We start from the raw sequence: 20,051 nt of genomic DNA on the forward strand, positions 1-20,051 counted from the left end.
CTTTCAATATCCCTTTTTACAACACTATTATAAAAAGTACAGGTCACACTAAAGTCACAATTATGCATAATCCAAAATAAAAAGACTAGTAGATTTCTACTAGCCTTAGTCAACTATTACTGAGGCATTACTTTTCTGATTAATGCTCTGAAGTCATCCATTGAAGGATCTCTTGGATTACCAGGAGCACATGCATCAGCAGCAGAGTCCTTAGCAAGCTGTTCAACATCTTCTTCTTTCAAGCCCTTAATTGATTCTGGAATACCAACATCTTTACCAAGCTGTCTTACTGCATCAATGGCTGCCTGACGATATTCTTCCTGAGTCATATCATCAACACCCTGAACACCCATAGCACGGGCAATTTCTCTGAATTTTTCGCCTGTATAATCCTTATTGAATTCCATAACAACAGGTAACATAACAGCACATGCAACACCATGAGGTGTGTCATAGTGAGCTGAGAATGTATGAGCGATTGAATGAGCAATACCCAAACCAACATTTGAGAAGCCCATACCTGCAATATATTGTGCTAAAGCCATATTTTCTTTAGCCTTTGGTTCCTTCTTAACCGCATCACGTAAATTTTGAGCAATCAACTTAATAGCTTCAAGATGGAACATATCTGTCATTTCCCATGCAGCCTTTGTCGTATAACCTTCAATGGCATGTGTTAATGCATCCATACCAGTAGAAGCTGTTAATGCTTCTGGCATGCTCATCATCATCTGTGGATCAACAACTGCATATGTTGGAATGTCATGTTCATCAACACAGACAAATTTTCTTTCTTTTTCTGTATCAGTAATAACGTAGTTAATTGTGACTTCTGCAGCAGTACCAGCTGTTGTAGGTACCGCAATAGTAGGTACCGCATGGTTCTTTGTAGGCGCAACACCTTCAAGAGATTTCACATCAGCAAATTCAGGATTTGTGATAATAATACCAATTGCTTTAGCTGTATCCTGGGCAGATCCACCACCGATAGCGACAATCGCATCAGCACCAGATTCCTTGAATGCTTTCACACCTGCCTGTACATTTTCAACTGTTGGATTAGGTTTCACATCAGAGAATAATGCATAAGGAATATCATTCTTCTCAAGTAAATCTGTAACTAAAGATGCTACACCAGCTTTCACTAAGCCATTGTCTGTTGAGACAAAGATTTTCTTATATCCCGCTGTTTTTATGATATTTGGGATTTCTTCAATCGCACCTTTTCCATGATAAGATACTGTGTTTAATACAATTCTATTAGCCATTTTCTTTCTCCTTTTTTCTCTTTTTCTTATGTGAATATTATAACATTCTCCCTTTTCAACTTGAAGTTACACATTTTACGAAGTGTCACTTTCGCATTATTCTTTTCATATGTGCTGTTTTGTATTAAACTAGATGAGGGTGATGAATATGGAAAAACGTGTTGTTCAAAGTGTGTATTATGATGATAATGATATTAAATATGATATGGTTGAGTGTTATTATGATGATTTTTTTGTCTATGTTATTGATTATGATCATCTCTCTCATGGCCACTTCAATCTAGAAAAGATATATGAACATATGGCTTATGATGTGCCTCACCATGCCATCCCTGTCGGTATGGGTTATGGTGATAATATGTGGCTTGTTGACTATGCCTACTACCTGGATTTCCATCCACAGGATCAGTAATATTGACATTTTTTACAATCACATGATTCATATTTTAATAGAGATTTGTTAATATTAATGAAAAAGAGCTATCATCATGATAGCTCCTTTTCATTAATATTTCTTATAATTCTTAGCTTTTTCAGCAATAATATCTTGCATATTTTCGATATCGATTTCGATATCATTGTAGTCCTTTACGCTTGGTTTAGACTGTAAGTCCTTGAAAAATTTATGATAAGATTCATTTGATTTTCTAACGATTTCTTTGTAGTTCAACATTGAATTAATCTCCTTATTGAATACATCCCTACTATACACATTTGCTGTAGACTTGTAAAGAAAATGGTTATATTCATTAATATTATTAACACTTTCTTGTTAATGTAAAGAGGTTACATGTAAAGATGTGAGAATATGTTATTTGAGATGCTGGAGATAGTATTCTAATTTAGGTGGTAATGCTTCAATCAGTAATGCCGCTAATTCCTTAGGAGCCATCTTCATGCCGTTAATAGCCCATTCGACTGTCATTGTAATCGAAGCATGACAATACATTTCCAGTAAGAATTCTAAATCTTCAGGAATAGGTCCTTGGAGCTTCTTTTTAAGTATGTCTTTGTAAAAAGCAAGAATACAATGATAATCATAATTTTCTACATTATTATAGTCCTTGCTTTTAAAAGCTGCTGCAAAGAATGTCTGATCATTTAAAATGAATTCAAATTTCTTTGTCAAACCTTCAAAGAGCGTCTCCTGTGCCCCAATCTGATAGAAACTCTTATCCGCAAGTCTTTCAAAATACCAGTTCACTAAATCATATTTATCGCTAAAATGACGATAAAATGTCTGTCTTGTCATACCTGCTTTTTTTACGATATCCGTAACAGTAATCTTGTCAAGTTCCTGTGTTTTTAATAACGATTTGATTGCCTGAGCAAATATATATCTTGTATCATCCATCAATATCACCTTGTTTATTATATATCGAAAGCTTACGAAAACACAAGTCAGCAAAAAAAGCTCATGGTCATCCATGAGCTAATTTCTATTCATATAATGGTTTTTTTGCAATTTTTGCAGCATAGCCAATATAGCTAGCAGGTGTCATATTGACAAGTGTGGCACGATCTTCATCACTTAATACTTCAAGTGACTGGGCGAATTCCAAGATTGCTTCTTTAGAAATATTCTTACCACGGGTGAGTGCTTTTAACTGGTCATATGCATCAGCAATACCATATTTTCTCAGCATTGTCTGAATTGGTTCAGCCAAGACTTCCCACTTTTCATTAAGATCGTCTGCTAATTTAGCTTCGTTGACAACACACTTAGCAAGGCCAGCTGTTGTTTCATTGATTGCCTGTAAGCTATAACCAAAAGCTAAGCCGAGGTTACGCTGACTTGATGAATCAGAGAGATCTCTCTGCATTCGTGATTTTGGTAGCTTATTGCTTAAAGCAACACAGATATTGTTTGAGAAATCTGCATTGGCTTCAGAGTTTTCAAAGCGAATAGGATTAACTTTATGTGGCATTGTTGATGAACCTACTTCACCAGCAACAGTAATCTGTTTGAAATATTCCATCGAGATATAAAGCCACATATCCACATCTAAATCCATCAAGACATTATTGAAATGTCTAATACCATCAAGAATATGACAAGTATAATCATGGGATTCAATCTGAGTCGTAAATGGATTGAATGTAAGACCAAGATAGTTTTCTACAAAGTCCTTGTTGGCTTCTTCCCAGTTGATTTCTGGAAATGGTACTGAGATAGCTGAATAGTTACCTGTCGCACCATTGAATTTTGCCTTGATCTGGATGTTTTCGATATTCTCAATAGAACTCTTGAAACGATAAGCATAGACTTTGAATTCCTTACCCACTGTTGTAGGTGTGGCTGGCTGACCATGTGTATGGGCAAGCATTGGGATATTGGCATCCTTGATGGCTAATTTATCAATGTGTTTCGCAAATGCTTGTGCTGCTGGTAACCAGACATTTTTCAAGCCATCACGAATCATACAGCCATAAGATGTATTATTGATGTCTTCTGATGTACAGCCCATATGGACAAAGGATTCAAGATGTTCAAAGCCTAACTCCTTAAGCTTTTCATCAATGAAATATTCGACAGCCTTAACATCATGTCTTGTCGTCGCTTCAATTTCCTTGATGCGTTTATAAGAGTCTTCATTGAAGGCTGTATCAATAGCCAATACACCACTCCAATCTCTCTTCTTTGCTTCTTGCATGACTTTTGTATCAACATTATCTCTTAAGTACTTGAGCCATTGTATTTCTACATGCACACGATATTTCACCAATGCATATTCAGAGAAATAATCTCCTAAAGCATCCTTGATTTTCCCATAACGGCCATCAAGTGGGCTTAGCGTCTTGCTTTCAAATTCTAGCTTTTCCATTCTATTGCTCCTTCTTAAAATATGCTACACCAGCTTCAAATAATTTCTGATCCATTTCACCGTAGATATTCAAATTACGATTTTCACCCTGACGTTCGGAATGTCCCATCTTACCAATGACACGACCATCTTTAGAAACAATACCTTCAATCGCATACATTGAACCATTTGGATTATATGGAGATTCCATTGTTACTTCGCCCTTTTCATCAACATACTGGAAGGCAACCTGACCATTCGCAATTAAGTCATCCAATACTTCCTGTGGAGCAACAAAACGTCCTTCACCATGGGATACTGGAATGACATGTTCATCGCCTACTTCAACATATCTTAACCAAGGTGACTTCACACTACCGACTCTTGTATGAACCATTTGTGAGACGTGACGATGAATTGTGTTGAATGTAAGAGTAGCATCATTTTCATTCATATCACGAATATGGCCTGTTGGCAATAAGCCCGTCTTAATAAGAGCCTGGAATCCATTACAGATACCAATAATCAAACCTTCACGATGATCCATTAAATCATCAATAGCTTCTTTGACTTGAGGATTACGTAAGACTGTCGCAATGAATTTACCTGATCCTTCAGGTTCATCAGATGCTGAGAAGCCACCAGGGAACATGATAATCTGACTTTCGTGAATTGCTTCCACAAGTTCAGCAACACTCTTCTTGATATCTTCTTCTGTCTTATTGCGAATAAGCACAATACGAGGTGTTGCCCCAGCTCTTCTAAAGGCACGAGCTGAATCATATTCACAGTTTGTACCAGGGAATGTTGGAATGACAACCTTAACTTCATCATATTGCTTATCCGCATGCATCTTTGTACGTTCATGACAATCTGCAACCTTGATATCCTGTGTTGGGGCTTTGGCTGTTGTTGGATAAACATCATCAAGAGGTCTCATATTCCATTCATAAGCTTCATTGAGACTGACATTTTCGCCTTTATAGCTGACCTGGGCACTTTCATTTGTCTTACCGACAAGGCGCACATTGCTAAATGGCTTAATGACATCTTCATCTTCAACTTCCACAAGAATATGACCATAATTCTTAGCTAATAAGTCATTAAGTGTCAATTCTTCATTAATTTCAACACCAATTTCATTCCCAAAGGCACTCTTGAAGATAGCTTCAATCAAGCCACCATCCTTAATAGTATAAGCTGCTTTGATCTTACCTTCTTGCATTAAAGCATGAATCGTATCATATGTCTTTCTTAAAGCATTAAAGTCATAGACTTGATATGCATCCTTTGGCAACATGAATTCTGCTAAAACATGATGGCCGGCCTTTAATTCAGGTGTAATAACATCACTTGTATCAGCACCCGTAATCGCAAAGGAAACAAATGTAGGAGGAACATCTAAGTCTTCAAATGAACCTGACATAGAATCCTTACCACCTATAGAAGGCAATAATAATTCTTCCTGAGCACGATAAGCACCAAGAAGTGCCGCAAATGGCTTGCCCCAGCGTTTAGGATCATTACCAAGTCTTTCAAAGAATTCCTGGAAACTGAAGCGAATCTTATGCCAATTACCACCCATAGCCACAATCTTAGCTACCGATTCAACAACGGCATGAATGGCACCATGGTATGGAGACCATTCCGTAATCTTTGGATTATAACCATAGGCAAAGAGTGAACATGTTGTTGTTTCTTTATTTAATACAGGAATAAGACCTGCCATTCCTTCTGTTTCTGTTCTAAATGTCTTACCACCATATGGTGAAAGAACTGAACCATTACCAATTGAAGAGTCAAAACGTTCTACTAAGCCTTTTTGTGAAGCAACGGATAATGCACTTAAATCATCCGCAACAGTTTCTCTAAAGCTCTTTGTGGCCTCTGGATAGAATGGTAATTTTTCAAAGTCAGGGCTTGCAACATGGATAGCCTGATAACGCTTTGCACCATTCTTGTTGAGGAAAGCACGGCTGATATCAACAATAGTCTTGCCCATATAATGCATCACAAGACGTGGTTCTTTTGTCACTTCAGCAACTTCTACAACTTCTAAGTTCTCATCCTTGCAGGCTTGCATCATATAGTCCTGATCTTCCTTATTGATGACAATGGCCATACGTTCCTGAGATTCAGAAATAGCCAATTCAGTACCTGTCAAGCCTTCATATTTCTTCAAGACGGCATCAAGATGAATATTCAAGCCATCAGCTAATTCACCAATGGCTACAGAGACACCACCAGCACCAAAGTCATTACATCTTACAATCTTTTCAGAGAATTCAGGATTTCTGAATAAGCGCTGAATTTTACGTTCTTCTACAGGATTACCTTTTTGTACTTCTGCACCCGCAGTTTCTGTTGTTTTGAGCTCATGTTTCTTTGATGAACCTGTAGCTCCGCCAATACCATCACGTCCAGTACGTCCACCAATCAAGAGAACAATCTGACCTGGCTGTGGTTCAAGGCGCTTAACCTGTTTTTTAGGTGCAGCAGCCACTACGGCACCAAGTTCCATACGCTTTGCGAGATAGCCTTCATCATAGATTTCATGGACATAGCCTGTTGTTAAGCCAATCTGATTACCATAGCTAGAAAAGCCAGCCGCTGCTTCACGACAAATCTTACGCTGTGGAAGCTTGCCAGGCATCGTGTCACGAATAGGTGTACGTGGATCACCAGCCCCGGTAATACGCATTGACTGATAGACATAGGCACGTCCTGATAATGGGTCACGAATACAGCCACCAAGACATGTAGCTGCACCACCAAATGGTTCAATTTCAGTAGGATGGTTGTGTGTTTCATTCTTGAACATCAATAACCAATCTTCGTATCCCTCATCCGTATGCACTGTGAGTTCTACAGAGCAGGCATTGATTTCTTCAGAAACTTCCATGTCATCAAGATAACCACGCTTACGTAATTCTTTCATGCCAATTGTTCCTAAATCCATCAATGTCAAAGGACGATCAGTATGAATACCATAAACAAGATGACGACTTGCCTTATAGTTTTCAATATCTTTTTCTAAGATTTCTTTAAATGTACCATTCTCGATATCAATATCCGTAATAACTGTTGAGAATGTTGTATGACGACAATGATCAGACCAGTATGTGTCAAGGACTTTGAGTTCTGTTTCAGTCGGATCACGTTTTTCTTCATTCTTGAAATAATCCTGTGTGACTTTTAAGTCATCATAGTTCATGGCCATACCATTTTGTGTTAAGTAGTGCTCCAACTCTTCTTTAGTGAAGTTTGTAAAGCCTTCAATAACAGGTACAGGCTTGATATCAATATTAGCATCATCAAGACTTTCTGGCTTATCAAGTGATGCAAGACGTGAGTCAACTGGGTTAATCAGGTAGTTTTCAATAACAGGGATATCCTCATCTGTAACACCTTTAATCAGATATAAACGTGCACATCTCACCTTTACACCCTTTTCCTCCGTTAAGAGCTGGAAGCATTGTTCCGCAAAGTCTGCACGAACATCATACTGTCCTGGTAAGTATTCAATTGCGAATACATGATAATGATCAGGTACTGGATAATCTTCTAAATAGACATCATCAACCATTGGTTCCGATAAAATGGTATGAATGCCCTTATTTAAGACATCTTCACTCATTCCCTGAAGATCATATCGATTCACTACAATAACATCATCAACATTCTCCATCATTAACTGATGACGAAGGTTATGTCGGATTTCTTTTGCTTCAACCGCATTTTCTTTTCTTTTGACAACATAGACACGATAGACTTTATTCATACTGTCCTCCTCTAATGTAAACCAATATCTTTTCGACAGTACATACCATCAAAATGAATCTTTTCAATTGCCTGATAAACTTTGTCTCTTGTAGACGTTAAATCCTTACCTTTATTACAGATATTCAAAACACGTCCACCATTTGTCACAAGCTGACCATCTTTAAGCGCGGTTCCGGCATGGAAGACAACAATATCATCATCAAGCTGATCTAAGCCTGTAATCACTTTGCCTTTTTCATAGCTGCCTGGATATCCGCCACTTGCAAGAACAACACAGGTAACAGTATCATCACTCCATTTGACTTCGACATCTTTAAGCTTCTTGTTAGCACAAGCCCACATGATATCAAAGAGATCACTATCTAAGCGCATTAAGATTGCCTGTGTTTCTGGATCACCAAAACGGACATTGAATTCAAGGACTTTAGCTTTTCCTTGATCAACCATCAAACCGATAAAGACAACACCACGATAATCCATCTGATCTTCTGCCAATCCCTTCATAAAAGGATCAAGAATATCTTTTCTAAATGTTGCTTCAACTTCTTTTTCAAGGAATGGATTTGGGGAAACACTACCCATACCACCTGTATTAGGTCCTTTATTATTATCATAAATCTGTTTATGATCCTTAGCTGAAACCATTGGAACTATTGTCTGTCCATCTGTAAAGCATAAAAGCGAACATTCAAAGCCTTTTAAGAATTCTTCAAGTACAACCTTTTTACCAGCACCACCAAGAATTTCTCCCGAAAGCATTTCTTTCAATGTTTCTTTCGCAATAGCTTCATTTTCCGCAATAACAACACCCTTACCAGCTGCTAAACCATCAGCCTTAATAACTACAGGATAGCTGAATTCACTTAGCTTTTCATATGCATCATTGAGCTCAGTGACTTCTTCATACTTTGCCGTAGGGATATTGTGACGCGCCATAAAATCTTTCGAGAAAGCTTTTGATCCTTCAAGAGTAGCTGCTTTCTGACGTGGACCAAACACCTTATGACCGGCATTTTCCAACTGATCAGCCAAACCCATGCAAAGAGGAACTTCAGGCCCAATAACTGTCAGATCAATGTCATGTGCTTCAACGAAAGCAAGAATACCATCCAGGTCTTCAACACTGCCTTCAACACATTCACCAATTTGTGCAATACCAGGATTACCTGGCCATGCATAGAGTTTATCCACTTTATCGCTTTTGACAAGGGACCATGCGATGGCATGTTCTCTTCCCCCGCTACCAATGACAAGTACTTTCATATCGTCACCTACTTTTCTAATTGTGTCTCAAAGTAATGAGAAATCATAGTATCATATGCAGCTGTCTTACTATATGCCTTATAGGCAAGACGCATCCTAAAATGAAAATCATCATGATGATTCTTAATGGCATCCAAGACTTCAGGATAATCCTTTGGTTCTGTAACAATTAAGACATCCTTAAAATTCTTAGCTGCTGAACGAATCATTGAAGGACCACCAATATCAATATTCTCAACCATTTCAGGTAAATCAGCACCCTTCTCCAATGCCTTGTCAAAGGCATAAAGATTACAACATACTAAATCAATAGGATGAATATCCATCTCTTCAATTGTCTTCACGTGTTCAGGATTATCACGTTTATAAAGCAAGCCGCCATGAACTTTTGGATGCAATGTTTTTACTCTGCCATCAAGTATTTCTGGAAAACCAGTCACTTCTTCAATACCAATAGCTTTGACACCACCATCTTTAAGTGCCTTCAAAGTGCCTCCTGTTGAAACAACTTCAAAGCCCAATGCTTCTAATCCTTTCGCAAAATCAACAACCCCTGTTTTATCAGTTACTGAGACTAATGCACGTTTCATTCTTCGATTTCCACCCTTTCATCAACAACTTTTAATTTACCATCACAGAATAACTGCACTGCTTTTGGCAAAATCTTATGTTCTTCTTCTAAAACTCTTTCCTGAATTTCTTCAGGAGACTTCACATCATAAATATCAACAGCCTGCTGTAAAATGATTGGACCTGCATCCACATCTTCTGTTACGAAATGTACAGTACAGCCTGAATATCTTACCCCACGCTTATAAACTGCATTATGAACATGCATGCCATACATGCCAGGACCACAGAAACTTGGAATAAGCGATGGATGAATATTGATAATACGATTACGATATGTCTGAATCGTTTTTTCTCCTACAATAGCAAGATAGCCAGCTAAAACAATTAAATCAATTTTCTCCTGCGCAAATCTTTCTAAAATAGCCTCTTCATCACGAATCACTTCAGCTTGAATACCATGATTTTTAGCCCGCGTTAAACCATAAGCATTTTTACGATTGGAAATAACAAGCTTAATAGCCCCATTGATTTCCCCTCTCTCACAGGCATCAATGACGCTTTGAAGGTCTGTACCTCCTCCAGAGATACAGACCGCAATATTTAGCATAGAGTGACTCCCTTGTCACCCTGTTTGATTTCTCCAATCACAAAGCTCTGGTCACCTGTTTGTGCCAATAGTTGCTGTGCTTTTTCAACATCTTCCTTCTTTAATGCAAGAACCATACCAATACCCATATTGAAAGTATTGTACATCATCTTTTCTTCAACCTGACCATTCTTGGCAATGAGTTTAAAGATTGCAGGAACTTCATAGCTGTCTTTATGAATATAAGCATGAGCATGTTCTGGAAGCATTCTAGGAACATTTTCAAAGAATCCACCACCAGTAATATGTGAACAGCCCTTAACCTGGATACCATTATTCTTTAATGCCTTTAAAGCTTTGACATAAATGCGCGTTGGAGCCAACAAGGCCTCACCAAGAGTCTTGCCTAATTCATCATAGTATGTATTTAATGATTCCTCGCTCATATCAAACACTTTTCTGACAAGTGAGAAACCATTAGAATGCACTCCTGTTGAAGCAATACCAAGAAGAATATCACCTTCAGTAATTGATGATCCATCAATAATTTCATCCTTTTCCACAACACCAACTGCGAAACCAGCTAAGTCATAATCATTTTCTGGCATTAAACCAGGATGTTCAGCTGTTTCACCACCAATAAGTGCACATTCAGACTGTTTGCAGCCTTCTGCAACACCTTTGACAATTGTGGCAATCTTTTCTGGATAATTCTTTCCACATGCAATGTAGTCAAGGAAGAAAAGTGGTTCACCACCAGCACATGCAATATCATTGACACACATAGCTACGGCATCAATGCCAATCGTATCATGCTTGTCCATGACAAAAGCCAATTTCACTTTTGTCCCACAGCCATCTGTCCCAGAAAGAAGAACAGGATTCTTGTAATTCTTAATCGCACTTAAATCAAAAGCACCGGCAAAACCACCAAGTCCACCTAGAACTTCTGGACGCATTGTTTCTTTGACATATTTTTTCATTAATTCCACTGATTGATAACCAGCTTCAATATCAACACCTGCTTTTTTGTAATCCATGTGTATCTCCTATTTATTTTGCATTCTCGCTAAAACAGCTTTATATGTTTCAATAAGATCACCAATATCCTGTCTAAAGACATCTTTGTCATATTTCTTATTTGTATTAACATCCCATAAACGACATGAATCTGGAGAAATTTCATCAGCTAATAAGATATTGCCATCTTTGTCCTTACCAAATTCAATCTTGAAGTCAACAAGCTTTAAGTTTAATGAAAGGAAGAATTCCTTTAAGAGTTCGTTGATTTTTAATGTTTCTCTCTTAATTTCTTCATATTCTTCTTCTGTACATAAGCCCATTGCACGTGCATGATCTTCATTAATTAATGGATCACCATATTCATCATTCTTATATGAGATTTCAAAGATAGGCTTATCTAAAACTAATCCTTCTGGACAGCCTGTACGTTTACAGAAAGAACCTGTTGTAATATTACGAACAATAACTTCCAATGGGAAGATTTCGACTTTCTTAACTAAGTCATCACGATCATCTAGCTTCTTGATCAAGTGTGTCTTGATACCAGCTTCAGTCAACATATCAAAGATAATACCTGAAATAGTATGGTTTAAGACACCCTTACCCGCAAACTGATCATGTTTTACTCCATTACCTGCAGTTGCATCATCTTTATAGTGCATGATGATTTCATCATCTTTGTCAGTTGCATAAACCTGTTTAGCTTTTCCATCATATAATAATTTACCTTTTTCCATTGTCTTCTCTCTCCTTTTGGTTTCTGGTTCATTAATACTTCTTAGAAATTTCTTCATTTGTCTTAAGACAAGCTTCATTCATCTGTTTGCGATGTGCCAACAATTGTTCTTTTAAATCAGCATGCTTATTAGCCATAATCTGTAAAGCTAAATAAGCCGCATTCTTACCACCATTAATCGCAACTGTTGCCACAGGGATACCGCTTGGCATCTGAACAATTGATAATAAAGCATCCATCCCATCTAAATTGCTTCCCGCAATTGGTACACCAATAACAGGCAATACTGTTTGGCTTGCGACAACCCCTGGTAGGGCTGCTGCCATACCTGCGGCAGTAATAATGACTTCTGTACCATCATTATTGCATTCTTCTACAAACTGGCTTAATGCCTCATGAGCACGATGTGCTGATAGTGCTCTCACACTGACTTCAACACCAAAATCTTTGAGAATCTGGATACATCCCTCTACCTTGGATGCATCACTTGCAGATCCCATAATCACTGCAGCTTTCATTCGTTTACCCCCTATGAATTTTCCAAGTGATATTTCTTGACAGCTTCGTCAACAGCTTCTCTATCTGAAAAGTGTGTTTTGACACCATTTACATCGTTATAATCTTCATTTCCTTTACCAATAATCGCAATCATATCACCTATTTCATGATGACTTAAGGCATATTCAATTGCTTCTAAGCGATCATCTATCTCAATATATTGACCACCAAGAGGTACTAACGTACTCTTGATATCTTGAATAATATCTGTCGTTTTTTCAAAGCGTGAATTATCGGCAGTCAGGATGGAAAAATCAGCCTTCTTAGCAGCTACCTCTCCCATGCCATAACGTCTCTCTTTTGAGCGATTGCCCCCACAGCCAAAGACAACGACAAGGCGATGAGGCTGATATTGTCTTAGCGTATCTAGAAGCGATTCCATCGCTAAAGCATTATGGGCATAATCGACAATAACAGTCATCTCCTTATTACTAAAGGCAATTTCCATACGTCCAGCGACAGCTACTTTCTTCAATGCTTCAAGAATCGCATTTTCATGAATTCCCAACATGTCACATAAGGCAATTGCACATAGCGCATTATAGACATTATATTTGCCAGGCAGGGCAAGCTTGACATCTAGATGGCATTGTCCTGTGACATTGAATTCTACCCCAACAAAGTCTGCTTCACGCACATAATGCATATGGCTTGCACGATATGTGGCCTCACGATCAATCGCAAAGGTTGTCATTGGGCAATCTGCACCATTCTTTAACTCATCTGCGTAATCCGCATCCATATTGATAAGGCCTTGTTTGCTTTGGGCAAAGATACGACTCTTATAATATTTATATTCATTAAAGTCTTTATGTTCATGAGGACCAATATGATCGGGTTCGATATTCGTAAATAAACCATAATCAAATATAATGCCATCAGTACGATGCATTTTAAAGCCCTGGGAAGAACATTCCATCACCAGATATTCAATACCAGCATCCACCATTTTTCTAAATGTCTGTTGTAATTCATAGGACTCCGGTGTTGTATTATTGGTCTTTTCAACCTTACCTGCATATTCAATACCATTTGTCCCAATCACCCCAACACGCTTACCAGCTGCTTCAAGAATAGCTGAAATCATATGTGCTGTTGTTGTTTTACCTTTAGTCCCTGTAATCCCAATCACACACATTTCGCGAGATGGATGATGGAAGAGTGCCGCTGACATATAGGCCAGTGCCTGACGAGAGGCTTCCACCTTAATCAGCGTGACATTCTTTGCGACATCAACATCTTCTTCTACAACAATCACTTTACAGCCCTGTTCAATCACTTGTGGGATAAATTTGTGACTATCAACATTAGCTCCCTTCATGGCAATAAAGAGATTAGTATTATTTGCTTTGCGGGAATCAAAGACAACATCTTCAACATCCCCATCCAGTGATCCTTGAACAAGCGTATAATTCAGCCCTTCAAGTAAATCAATTACTTTCATAAAACATAAGTCCTTTCAGATTAGAATAGCCCAACAATCTTTCCATCCTCATCAATATCCATATTATTAGCTGCTGGCTGTTTTGGTAAACCAGGCATACGCATGATACTACCGGCAATCGCAACTAAGAAACCTGAACCAGTATTAGGAATAAGATCAGAAATAGTAACTTTAAAGCCATGAGGTCTTCCAAGCAATGTTGGATCATCAGAAAGTGAGTATTGTGTTTTCGCAATACAGATTGGCAAATGATCTAATCCTTGTGCTGTATACTTCTTGATTTTATTAACGACTTTCTTTGCCAGAATGATATCATCAGCCCCATAGATTTCCTGTGCAATTGTTCTAAGTTTATCTTCAATTGAACAATCAAGTTCATATATAGGATGATAATGTGATTCTTTTGTTTCAAGAAGGTGCAATAGCTTGTTGGCAAGATCAATACCGCCTTCTCCACCTTTTGCCCATACTTCAGAAATTGCGACCTCAACACCCATGGCATCAACCTTCTGCTTCAACAATTCTAGTTCAGCCTGAGTATCTGTTGGGAAAGCATTGATGGCTACTACTGATGGTAAACCAAACTTACCAATGTTTTCAATGTGTTTCTTTAAATTTTCAATACCTTTTTCAAGTGCTTCAAGATTTTCTTCACCCAAATCTTTCTTATTCACACCACCATGCATCTTTAAAGCTCTAATTGTAGCAACTATGACAACGGCATCAGGATGTAAAGAAGCTTGACGACACTTAATATCAAGGAATTTTTCAGCCCCTAAATCAGCACCAAAACCAGCTTCTGTAATCGCATAATCACCAAGCTTTAAGGCAAGCTTTGTGGCCATGACAGAGTTACAGCCGTGGGCAATATTCGCAAATGGTCCACCATGAACTAAGACTGGCGTATGATCAAGAGTTTGGACAAGATTTGGCTTGATGGCATCTTTTAAGAGAAGTGTCACCGCACCTGTTGCATGTAAGTCATCTACAGTGACTGGTTCACCATCCATATTATAAGCCACAATCATGCGGGCAATGCGAGCCTTTAAATCAGGAAGGCTTGTTGCAAGGCAGAGCACACCCATCACTTCACTAGCGACGGAAATATCGAAGCCGTCTTCACGAGGTACACCATTGGCCTTACCACCTAAGCCAACAACAATATGTCTTAAAGCACGGTCATTTAAATCAACGCAACGTTTCCAGACAATCTGTCTAGTATCAATATGGAGGAGATTGCCTTGCTGGATGGAATTATCAAGCATGGCTGCAATGAGGTTATTAGCTGTTGTAATGGCATGAATATCACCAGTAAAGTGCAAATTGATATCTTCCATTGGTACAACCTGGGCATATCCTCCCCCAGCTGCCCCACCTTTAATACCAAAGCAAGGACCTAAGCTAGGTTCACGCATAGCAACAATCGACTTCTTGTTTAATAAATGCATAGCCTGTGATAAACCAATCATTGTTGTTGTCTTACCTTCACCAGCAGGTGTTGGATTGATTGCTGTTACAAGAATAAGCTTACCATCCTTCTTATTCTCAACCTTTTTTATCGTTTCCAAGGAAATCTTAGCTTTATATTTACCATATAATTCTAAGTCATCCTCACTAAGACCAATGCGACTTGCGACATCTTTAATGTTTTCCATTTCTGTGCTTTGAGCAATTTCAACATCTGTTAACATAATCTCACCTATCCTTTTTTCATTCCCATTATAATACAAATCTGTAGAACGACTAAACACTTTCGTCAAAACCAAAAAAAGAGCTCAATCGTCCTGGGGGTGGCCCAGACGGTCGGCTCTTCAACAATCAATACTCCCTGTGGTAAACTCCACTTCCGTCAGTCGTATGACACGAGTATATTACCATGTAATATACAATTTGACAATGTCATTTCTCAATTCTTATAGACATCTGTGAAGAATGTTTTCTCTTGAATAAACTTATTGGAAATTTTCGCAACATGCCCATTACATAAATAGAGCGAACTTCCCTTTCTCTTCGCAATATAATGCAAATTAACATATTGTGATCGATTAACACGCAAGACAATACGTGGATTGGCTTGTAAGAATTTTTTGAGATGATGTGTGCTGACATCGAGATGATTGTTTGTTGTATAGAATGTGGATTGGCCATTATGTTTCACAATCTCAATAATGCTTCGTGGGTTAATATTGACCTTCCCAAGAGCTGTTGAGAGAGGAACTGTATGGATGAGTGTGTTATTGAGTGATGAGAGGATATGTCGTAATTCATAGCGGTCAATATCATGGTTGAGAAAATAATCAGCTTGCCAAGTGCGATAGAGATTAGAAAAACTGCCCTGTTTAATCACAACGATTTTATTGCCACACCCTTTAAAGACTCTACAAGCATAAAAGAGTTTTTCATCATCATTGATATCAAGAAATACGAGATGGTAATTCATTTCATTGGTGAGATAGGACGTTAAATTATCATAACAGTCAACAATTGTATCAGGGAGAAAGGCAGTTATTTCATTAATGAGGTGGGTCTGTACATGCATGTTTGGGGTAATAATTAATATGCGCATATAAGCTTCTCTCCATAATTTTTCTTATTTCAATTTTATCAAATTCTTAAATTATTTCCAATATAAATACCTTTTTCCGAATTATTTATCGATTTTGTTTTGCTTTTTTCAGGTAATTGAAAGATAATATGAAAATATAAGAAGAGGAAGTGAATTGTGTGTATAAATCAAATCGTATGAATCTCTTTGGTGAAAGTATTTTCACCACACTCGCTAATATGCGTACACAAAGGCTACAGGAAGGTAAAGATGTGATTGACCTAAGTATAGGTGCTCCCAACATCCCACCTCATCAGGCTATTCTAGAAACCTTAAGCAAGGAAGCAAGTAATCCTAAAAACTACATTTATGCGATAACTGACTTGCCGGAATTACAGGATGCTGTACAGCAATGGTATAAACGTCGTTATCATGTTGATATTGATGGAAAAACGGAAATGACAAGCTTGCTTGGTTCACAGGAAGGCTTATCCCATCTTGCCATGACACTCGTTAATGATGGTGATGTCATTCTCGTTCCTGACCCTTGTTATCCTATTTTTAGAGATGGGCCACTCTTAGCAGGGGCAAAAGTTGTCTATATGCCATTGTTGAAAGAAAATGATTATCTTATTGACTTTGATGCCATCAATCCCGATGATGCCAAAAAAGCTAAGCTCATGATTGTTTCCTATCCAAACAATCCAACATGTGCAATTGCTAATGAAGCTTTCTATCACAAGCTTATTGCGTTTGCGAAAAAATATGATATTCTCGTTCTTCACGATAATGCCTATAGTGAATTATTGTTCGAAGGTGTTGGTCATAGTTTTTTAGAATATGAAGGTGCTAAGGATGTTGGTATTGAGTTCAATTCATTATCAAAGACTTATGGCATGGCTGGGGCAAGAGTTGGCTTTGCGATTGGTAATGCAGTAATCATCAGTCTCATAAAAGCACTTAAGTCTAATCTTGACTACGGCATGTTCATCCCTATTCAGAAAGCTGCCATTACAGCTATTACTGGAGATCAGTCATGTGTTGAAACGACAAGAGAAGCTTATCGCCATCGTCGTGATTTCTTGTTGGAAAGATTTAAGAAAATCGGCTGGGATATCGATGTTCCTAAGGGTTCCATGTTTGTCTGGGCAAAAATACCAGATCATTATCATCAAGATGATGAACAATTTACCTATGATCTCTTTAACGAGACAGGTGTCCTTGTTGTCCCTGGTTCGGCATTTGGAAAACACGGCAAAGGATTTGTCAGAATGGCGCTTGTACAAAATGATGACCAGATTGCTCATGCTAGTGAACTCATGGGTCATACAGATCTATTTAAAAAAGCTTAGGAATTTTTCCCAAGCTTTTTTATGATACAAAAAGTGAATATATAATAAGGATAATAAACAAAAGTAAAAGAGGTGAAAAAAGCAAGCCAAGAGTAATACGAATAATACCTTTTACTAATGCAAACAATAAGCTTAAAAAGATAAAGAATAAGAATAACGACACAAATAACATAAGCCACCTCCATATATAAAAAAAGAAGCACTTCGTACTTCCTCACATTCATCATGGTGGAGCTTAGCGGGATCGAACCGCTGACCTCCTGCGTGCAAAGCAGGCGCTCTCCCAGCTGAGCTAAAGCCCCATCTTATAAAAAGAAATGGTGGGCCTGAATGGATTTGAACCATCGACCTCACCCTTATCAGGGGTGCGCTCTAACCAACTGAGCTACAGGCCCATTTCTTGCAATCTTAGAGATGGTGGGCCTGAATGGATTTGAACCATCGACCTCACCCTTATCAGGGGTGCGCTCTAACCAACTGAGCTACAGGCCCGTCTTGAAGACTGCTCGTATAATATACCACCCGTTCATATATACGTCAATAAGAAAAACAAGTTTTTTCACATTTCAATCACAAAAAAAGAAGTACATTGTACTTCTTTGAAATCATTATGGTGGAGCTTAGCGGGATCGAACCGCTGACCTCCTGCGTGCAAAGCAGGCGCTCTCCCAGCTGAGCTAAAGCCCCATCTTATAAAAGAAATGGTGGGCCTGAATGGATTTGAACCATCGACCTCACCCTTATCAGGGGTGCGCTCTAACCAACTGAGCTACAGGCCCATTTCTTGCATCAATTAATGGTGGGCCTGAATGGATTTGAACCATCGACCTCACCCTTATCAGGGGTGCGCTCTAACCAACTGAGCTACAGGCCCATCAACTGACTGCTCGTATAATATACCATTTTCACTTAATCCCGTCAACACCTTTTTTTCTTGCGGTAAAAAGAAAAAACAGAGCCAGGGTAGCTCTATTCATTCATGTGTGTGTAATTATTTAGAGGTTATAGTTAGTATTTACTAACTGAATAAAATATAGCATACAATGTTAGCCTTGTCAAACTGAATATTCATCATTTTCATCGCTTCTGTGAGTCAAACATGATATTGTCTTTATGTACCAAGAAAGAAAGTGTCCTGAATGATAGATCTGAAAAAAGCATGTTACAATAATCTCCTAACTATTCTATAAGACTTGGAGGTATTGCATGAGAAAGGTAAATCTGAACTATATGGAAGAATACAAATACAAAGTTATCAAGAAGCTCGTAGAAACAAACGGGAACAAGAAAAGAGTGGCATTAAGGCTCAATTGCACTGTCAGGAATGTGAACAGATTAATCGCTAAATACAACGAAGGAGGAAAAGCTGCCTTCCAGCACAAGAACAAGAACCGCAAGCCTGCTATCACTTTCTCTTCCGAAGTAAAACAACAGATTATTGACTTGTACAAGGAGAAATACAGAGATACTAACTTCAGACATTTTACTGAGATTGTTCATGAGGAGCTTGGAGTGAAAGTGAGTGATACGACTGTGAACAAGTGGCTGAGAGAAGAAAACATTCTTTCACCAAAAGCACGTAAAAAAACAAAAAAGCAGCATAGGAAACTGATGAAAATGAAGCTTAAGAGTGCAAAAAGCGAAAAAGAAAGAAACAAGATCAAGGAAGTAATCTACAAGGTGGAAAAGTCTGAAGCTCACCCAAGACGCCCTAGATGCAAATATGCGGGTGAAATGATTCAGATGGATGCAAGTTCCTTCAAATGGAACGGCTCTGATATATGGCATCTGCACGTTGCAATCGATGATGCCACAGGGGAAATCGTCGGCGCCTATTTTGACCTTCAGGAGACGCTTAAAGGCTATTATGGCGTTGTCTCACAGATTCTTCTGAACAAGGGCATACCAGCCCTCTTCTATACCGACAGACGCACTGTATTCGAATATAAGAGAAAAAATGCGCCTTTAGACAACGAGGATACTTTCACTCAGTTTGCCTACTCAGCGCATCAGCTAGGTATAGAAATAAAAACAACGAGCGTGGCTCAAGCTAAAGGCCGTGTTGAAAGAGTTAACCAGACACTACAATCACGATTACCAGTAGAATTAAGACGCG

General features: G+C 38.4%; 17 protein-coding genes, 6 tRNA genes and 1 riboswitch. Of the genes, 3 read left to right on the top strand and 20 right to left on the bottom strand.

The genetic code is table 11. From position 1 onward, the window contains the following. Positions 1 to 116 precede the first annotated feature (116 nt). Complete coding sequence (gene fucO / locus FYJ79_RS07175; protein WP_154516069.1) at positions 117 to 1,268, bottom strand: lactaldehyde reductase; 1,152 nt, start codon at positions 1,266 to 1,268, stop codon at positions 117 to 119. A gap of 148 nt (positions 1,269 to 1,416) precedes the next feature. Between fucO and FYJ79_RS07180 the strand changes: the two genes are divergently transcribed. Continuing rightward, on the top strand, positions 1,417 to 1,680 hold the full coding sequence (locus tag FYJ79_RS07180; protein ID WP_154516072.1) for a hypothetical protein: 264 nt from the start codon (positions 1,417 to 1,419) through the stop codon (positions 1,678 to 1,680). 93 nt (positions 1,681 to 1,773) lie between these two features. Here the strand turns inward: FYJ79_RS07180 and FYJ79_RS07185 are convergent, their stop codons facing one another. The 13 genes from FYJ79_RS07185 to FYJ79_RS07245 form a co-directional block, all read right to left on the bottom strand. Further along, positions 1,774 to 1,941, bottom strand: a complete 168-nt coding sequence (locus FYJ79_RS07185; protein ID WP_154516075.1) for a hypothetical protein — start codon at positions 1,939 to 1,941, stop codon at positions 1,774 to 1,776. Positions 1,942 to 2,079: 138 nt separating this feature from the next. Then, entirely contained in the window at positions 2,080 to 2,622 is a 543-nt protein-coding gene (locus FYJ79_RS07190; protein WP_154516078.1) for a TetR/AcrR family transcriptional regulator C-terminal domain-containing protein, read from the bottom strand. An 85-nt stretch (positions 2,623 to 2,707) separates the two neighbouring features. Continuing rightward, positions 2,708 to 4,093, bottom strand: coding sequence for an adenylosuccinate lyase (gene purB / locus FYJ79_RS07195; RefSeq protein ID WP_154516081.1), 1,386 nt, complete (start codon positions 4,091 to 4,093; stop codon positions 2,708 to 2,710). 1 nt (position 4,094) lies between these two features. Beyond that, positions 4,095 to 7,853: a phosphoribosylformylglycinamidine synthase gene (locus FYJ79_RS07200; RefSeq protein ID WP_154516084.1), complete on the bottom strand. Its 3,759-nt coding sequence runs from the start codon at positions 7,851 to 7,853 to the stop codon at positions 4,095 to 4,097. A gap of 11 nt (positions 7,854 to 7,864) precedes the next feature. After that, positions 7,865 to 9,118: a phosphoribosylamine--glycine ligase gene (purD, locus tag FYJ79_RS07205; protein ID WP_154516087.1), complete on the bottom strand. Its 1,254-nt coding sequence runs from the start codon at positions 9,116 to 9,118 to the stop codon at positions 7,865 to 7,867. 8 nt (positions 9,119 to 9,126) lie between these two features. Further along, positions 9,127 to 9,708: an IMP cyclohydrolase gene (locus FYJ79_RS07210; protein WP_154516090.1), complete on the bottom strand. Its 582-nt coding sequence runs from the start codon at positions 9,706 to 9,708 to the stop codon at positions 9,127 to 9,129. Continuing rightward, positions 9,705 to 10,298: a phosphoribosylglycinamide formyltransferase gene (purN, locus tag FYJ79_RS07215; protein WP_154516093.1), complete on the bottom strand. Its 594-nt coding sequence runs from the start codon at positions 10,296 to 10,298 to the stop codon at positions 9,705 to 9,707. The genes FYJ79_RS07210 and purN overlap by 4 nt, the downstream gene beginning before the upstream one ends. After that, the gene (purM, locus tag FYJ79_RS07220) at positions 10,292 to 11,317 is read right to left on the bottom strand and encodes a phosphoribosylformylglycinamidine cyclo-ligase (protein ID WP_154516096.1); all 1,026 of its coding nucleotides are present in this window, start codon (positions 11,315 to 11,317) and stop codon (positions 10,292 to 10,294) included. The genes purN and purM overlap by 7 nt, the downstream gene beginning before the upstream one ends. A gap of 9 nt (positions 11,318 to 11,326) precedes the next feature. Further along, on the bottom strand, positions 11,327 to 12,037 hold the full coding sequence (gene purC / locus FYJ79_RS07225; RefSeq protein WP_154516099.1) for a phosphoribosylaminoimidazolesuccinocarboxamide synthase: 711 nt from the start codon (positions 12,035 to 12,037) through the stop codon (positions 11,327 to 11,329). Positions 12,038 to 12,068: 31 nt separating this feature from the next. Next, the gene (gene purE, locus FYJ79_RS07230) at positions 12,069 to 12,554 is read right to left on the bottom strand and encodes a 5-(carboxyamino)imidazole ribonucleotide mutase (RefSeq protein WP_154516102.1); all 486 of its coding nucleotides are present in this window, start codon (positions 12,552 to 12,554) and stop codon (positions 12,069 to 12,071) included. 11 nt (positions 12,555 to 12,565) lie between these two features. Then, positions 12,566 to 14,038: a UDP-N-acetylmuramoyl-L-alanyl-D-glutamate--2,6-diaminopimelate ligase gene (locus FYJ79_RS07235; RefSeq protein ID WP_154516105.1), complete on the bottom strand. Its 1,473-nt coding sequence runs from the start codon at positions 14,036 to 14,038 to the stop codon at positions 12,566 to 12,568. A 20-nt stretch (positions 14,039 to 14,058) separates the two neighbouring features. After that, positions 14,059 to 15,729 (bottom strand): formate--tetrahydrofolate ligase, encoded by a 1,671-nt coding sequence (locus FYJ79_RS07240; protein ID WP_154516108.1) that lies wholly within the window; start codon positions 15,727 to 15,729, stop codon positions 14,059 to 14,061. A 95-nt stretch (positions 15,730 to 15,824) separates the two neighbouring features. After that, positions 15,825 to 15,905, bottom strand: a riboswitch (ZMP/ZTP riboswitch). Positions 15,906 to 15,944: 39 nt separating this feature from the next. Beyond that, positions 15,945 to 16,604: a LytTR family transcriptional regulator DNA-binding domain-containing protein gene (locus FYJ79_RS07245; protein ID WP_154516111.1), complete on the bottom strand. Its 660-nt coding sequence runs from the start codon at positions 16,602 to 16,604 to the stop codon at positions 15,945 to 15,947. A 176-nt stretch (positions 16,605 to 16,780) separates the two neighbouring features. Between FYJ79_RS07245 and FYJ79_RS07250 the strand changes: the two genes are divergently transcribed. Then, positions 16,781 to 17,935 (top strand): aminotransferase class I/II-fold pyridoxal phosphate-dependent enzyme, encoded by a 1,155-nt coding sequence (locus FYJ79_RS07250; protein ID WP_154516126.1) that lies wholly within the window; start codon positions 16,781 to 16,783, stop codon positions 17,933 to 17,935. Between the two features lie 226 nt (positions 17,936 to 18,161). Here FYJ79_RS07250 and FYJ79_RS07255 read toward each other — a convergent pair. The 6 genes from FYJ79_RS07255 to FYJ79_RS07280 form a co-directional block, all read right to left on the bottom strand. Beyond that, positions 18,162 to 18,237 (bottom strand) — tRNA-Ala (locus FYJ79_RS07255). Between the two features lie 16 nt (positions 18,238 to 18,253). Continuing rightward, positions 18,254 to 18,330, bottom strand: a tRNA-Ile gene (locus FYJ79_RS07260). A gap of 20 nt (positions 18,331 to 18,350) precedes the next feature. After that, positions 18,351 to 18,427: transfer RNA gene (locus FYJ79_RS07265), tRNA-Ile, on the bottom strand. A gap of 119 nt (positions 18,428 to 18,546) precedes the next feature. Then, positions 18,547 to 18,622, bottom strand: a tRNA-Ala gene (locus FYJ79_RS07270). A 15-nt stretch (positions 18,623 to 18,637) separates the two neighbouring features. Next, positions 18,638 to 18,714, bottom strand: a tRNA-Ile gene (locus FYJ79_RS07275). 18 nt (positions 18,715 to 18,732) lie between these two features. After that, positions 18,733 to 18,809: transfer RNA gene (locus FYJ79_RS07280), tRNA-Ile, on the bottom strand. 332 nt (positions 18,810 to 19,141) lie between these two features. Here FYJ79_RS07280 and FYJ79_RS07285 point away from each other — a divergent pair. Continuing rightward, on the top strand, positions 19,142 to 20,051 hold a 910-nt coding region (locus FYJ79_RS07285; RefSeq protein WP_154516114.1), incomplete at its 3' end, for an ISNCY family transposase.

Origin of the sequence: Sharpea porci, from assembly GCF_009695655.1 — a bacterium.
GTDB lineage: Bacteria > Bacillota_I > Bacilli_A > Erysipelotrichales > Coprobacillaceae > Sharpea > Sharpea porci.

Coding starts and splice junctions, on each gene's coding strand:
- fucO (WP_154516069.1), bottom strand. CDS start 1,268: ATGGCTAATAGAATTGTATTAAACACAGTATCTTATCATGGAAAAGGT.
- FYJ79_RS07180 (WP_154516072.1), top strand. CDS start 1,417: ATGGAAAAACGTGTTGTTCAAAGTGTGTATTATGATGATAATGATATT.
- FYJ79_RS07185 (WP_154516075.1), bottom strand. CDS start 1,941: ATGTTGAACTACAAAGAAATCGTTAGAAAATCAAATGAATCTTATCAT.
- FYJ79_RS07190 (WP_154516078.1), bottom strand. CDS start 2,622: ATGGATGATACAAGATATATATTTGCTCAGGCAATCAAATCGTTATTA.
- purB (WP_154516081.1), bottom strand. CDS start 4,093: ATGGAAAAGCTAGAATTTGAAAGCAAGACGCTAAGCCCACTTGATGGC.
- FYJ79_RS07200 (WP_154516084.1), bottom strand. CDS start 7,853: ATGAATAAAGTCTATCGTGTCTATGTTGTCAAAAGAAAAGAAAATGCG.
- purD (WP_154516087.1), bottom strand. CDS start 9,118: ATGAAAGTACTTGTCATTGGTAGCGGGGGAAGAGAACATGCCATCGCA.
- FYJ79_RS07210 (WP_154516090.1), bottom strand. CDS start 9,708: ATGAAACGTGCATTAGTCTCAGTAACTGATAAAACAGGGGTTGTTGAT.
- purN (WP_154516093.1), bottom strand. CDS start 10,298: ATGCTAAATATTGCGGTCTGTATCTCTGGAGGAGGTACAGACCTTCAA.
- purM (WP_154516096.1), bottom strand. CDS start 11,317: ATGGATTACAAAAAAGCAGGTGTTGATATTGAAGCTGGTTATCAATCA.
- purC (WP_154516099.1), bottom strand. CDS start 12,037: ATGGAAAAAGGTAAATTATTATATGATGGAAAAGCTAAACAGGTTTAT.
- purE (WP_154516102.1), bottom strand. CDS start 12,554: ATGAAAGCTGCAGTGATTATGGGATCTGCAAGTGATGCATCCAAGGTA.
- FYJ79_RS07235 (WP_154516105.1), bottom strand. CDS start 14,038: ATGAAAGTAATTGATTTACTTGAAGGGCTGAATTATACGCTTGTTCAA.
- FYJ79_RS07240 (WP_154516108.1), bottom strand. CDS start 15,729: ATGTTAACAGATGTTGAAATTGCTCAAAGCACAGAAATGGAAAACATT.
- FYJ79_RS07245 (WP_154516111.1), bottom strand. CDS start 16,604: ATGCGCATATTAATTATTACCCCAAACATGCATGTACAGACCCACCTC.
- FYJ79_RS07250 (WP_154516126.1), top strand. CDS start 16,781: ATGAATCTCTTTGGTGAAAGTATTTTCACCACACTCGCTAATATGCGT.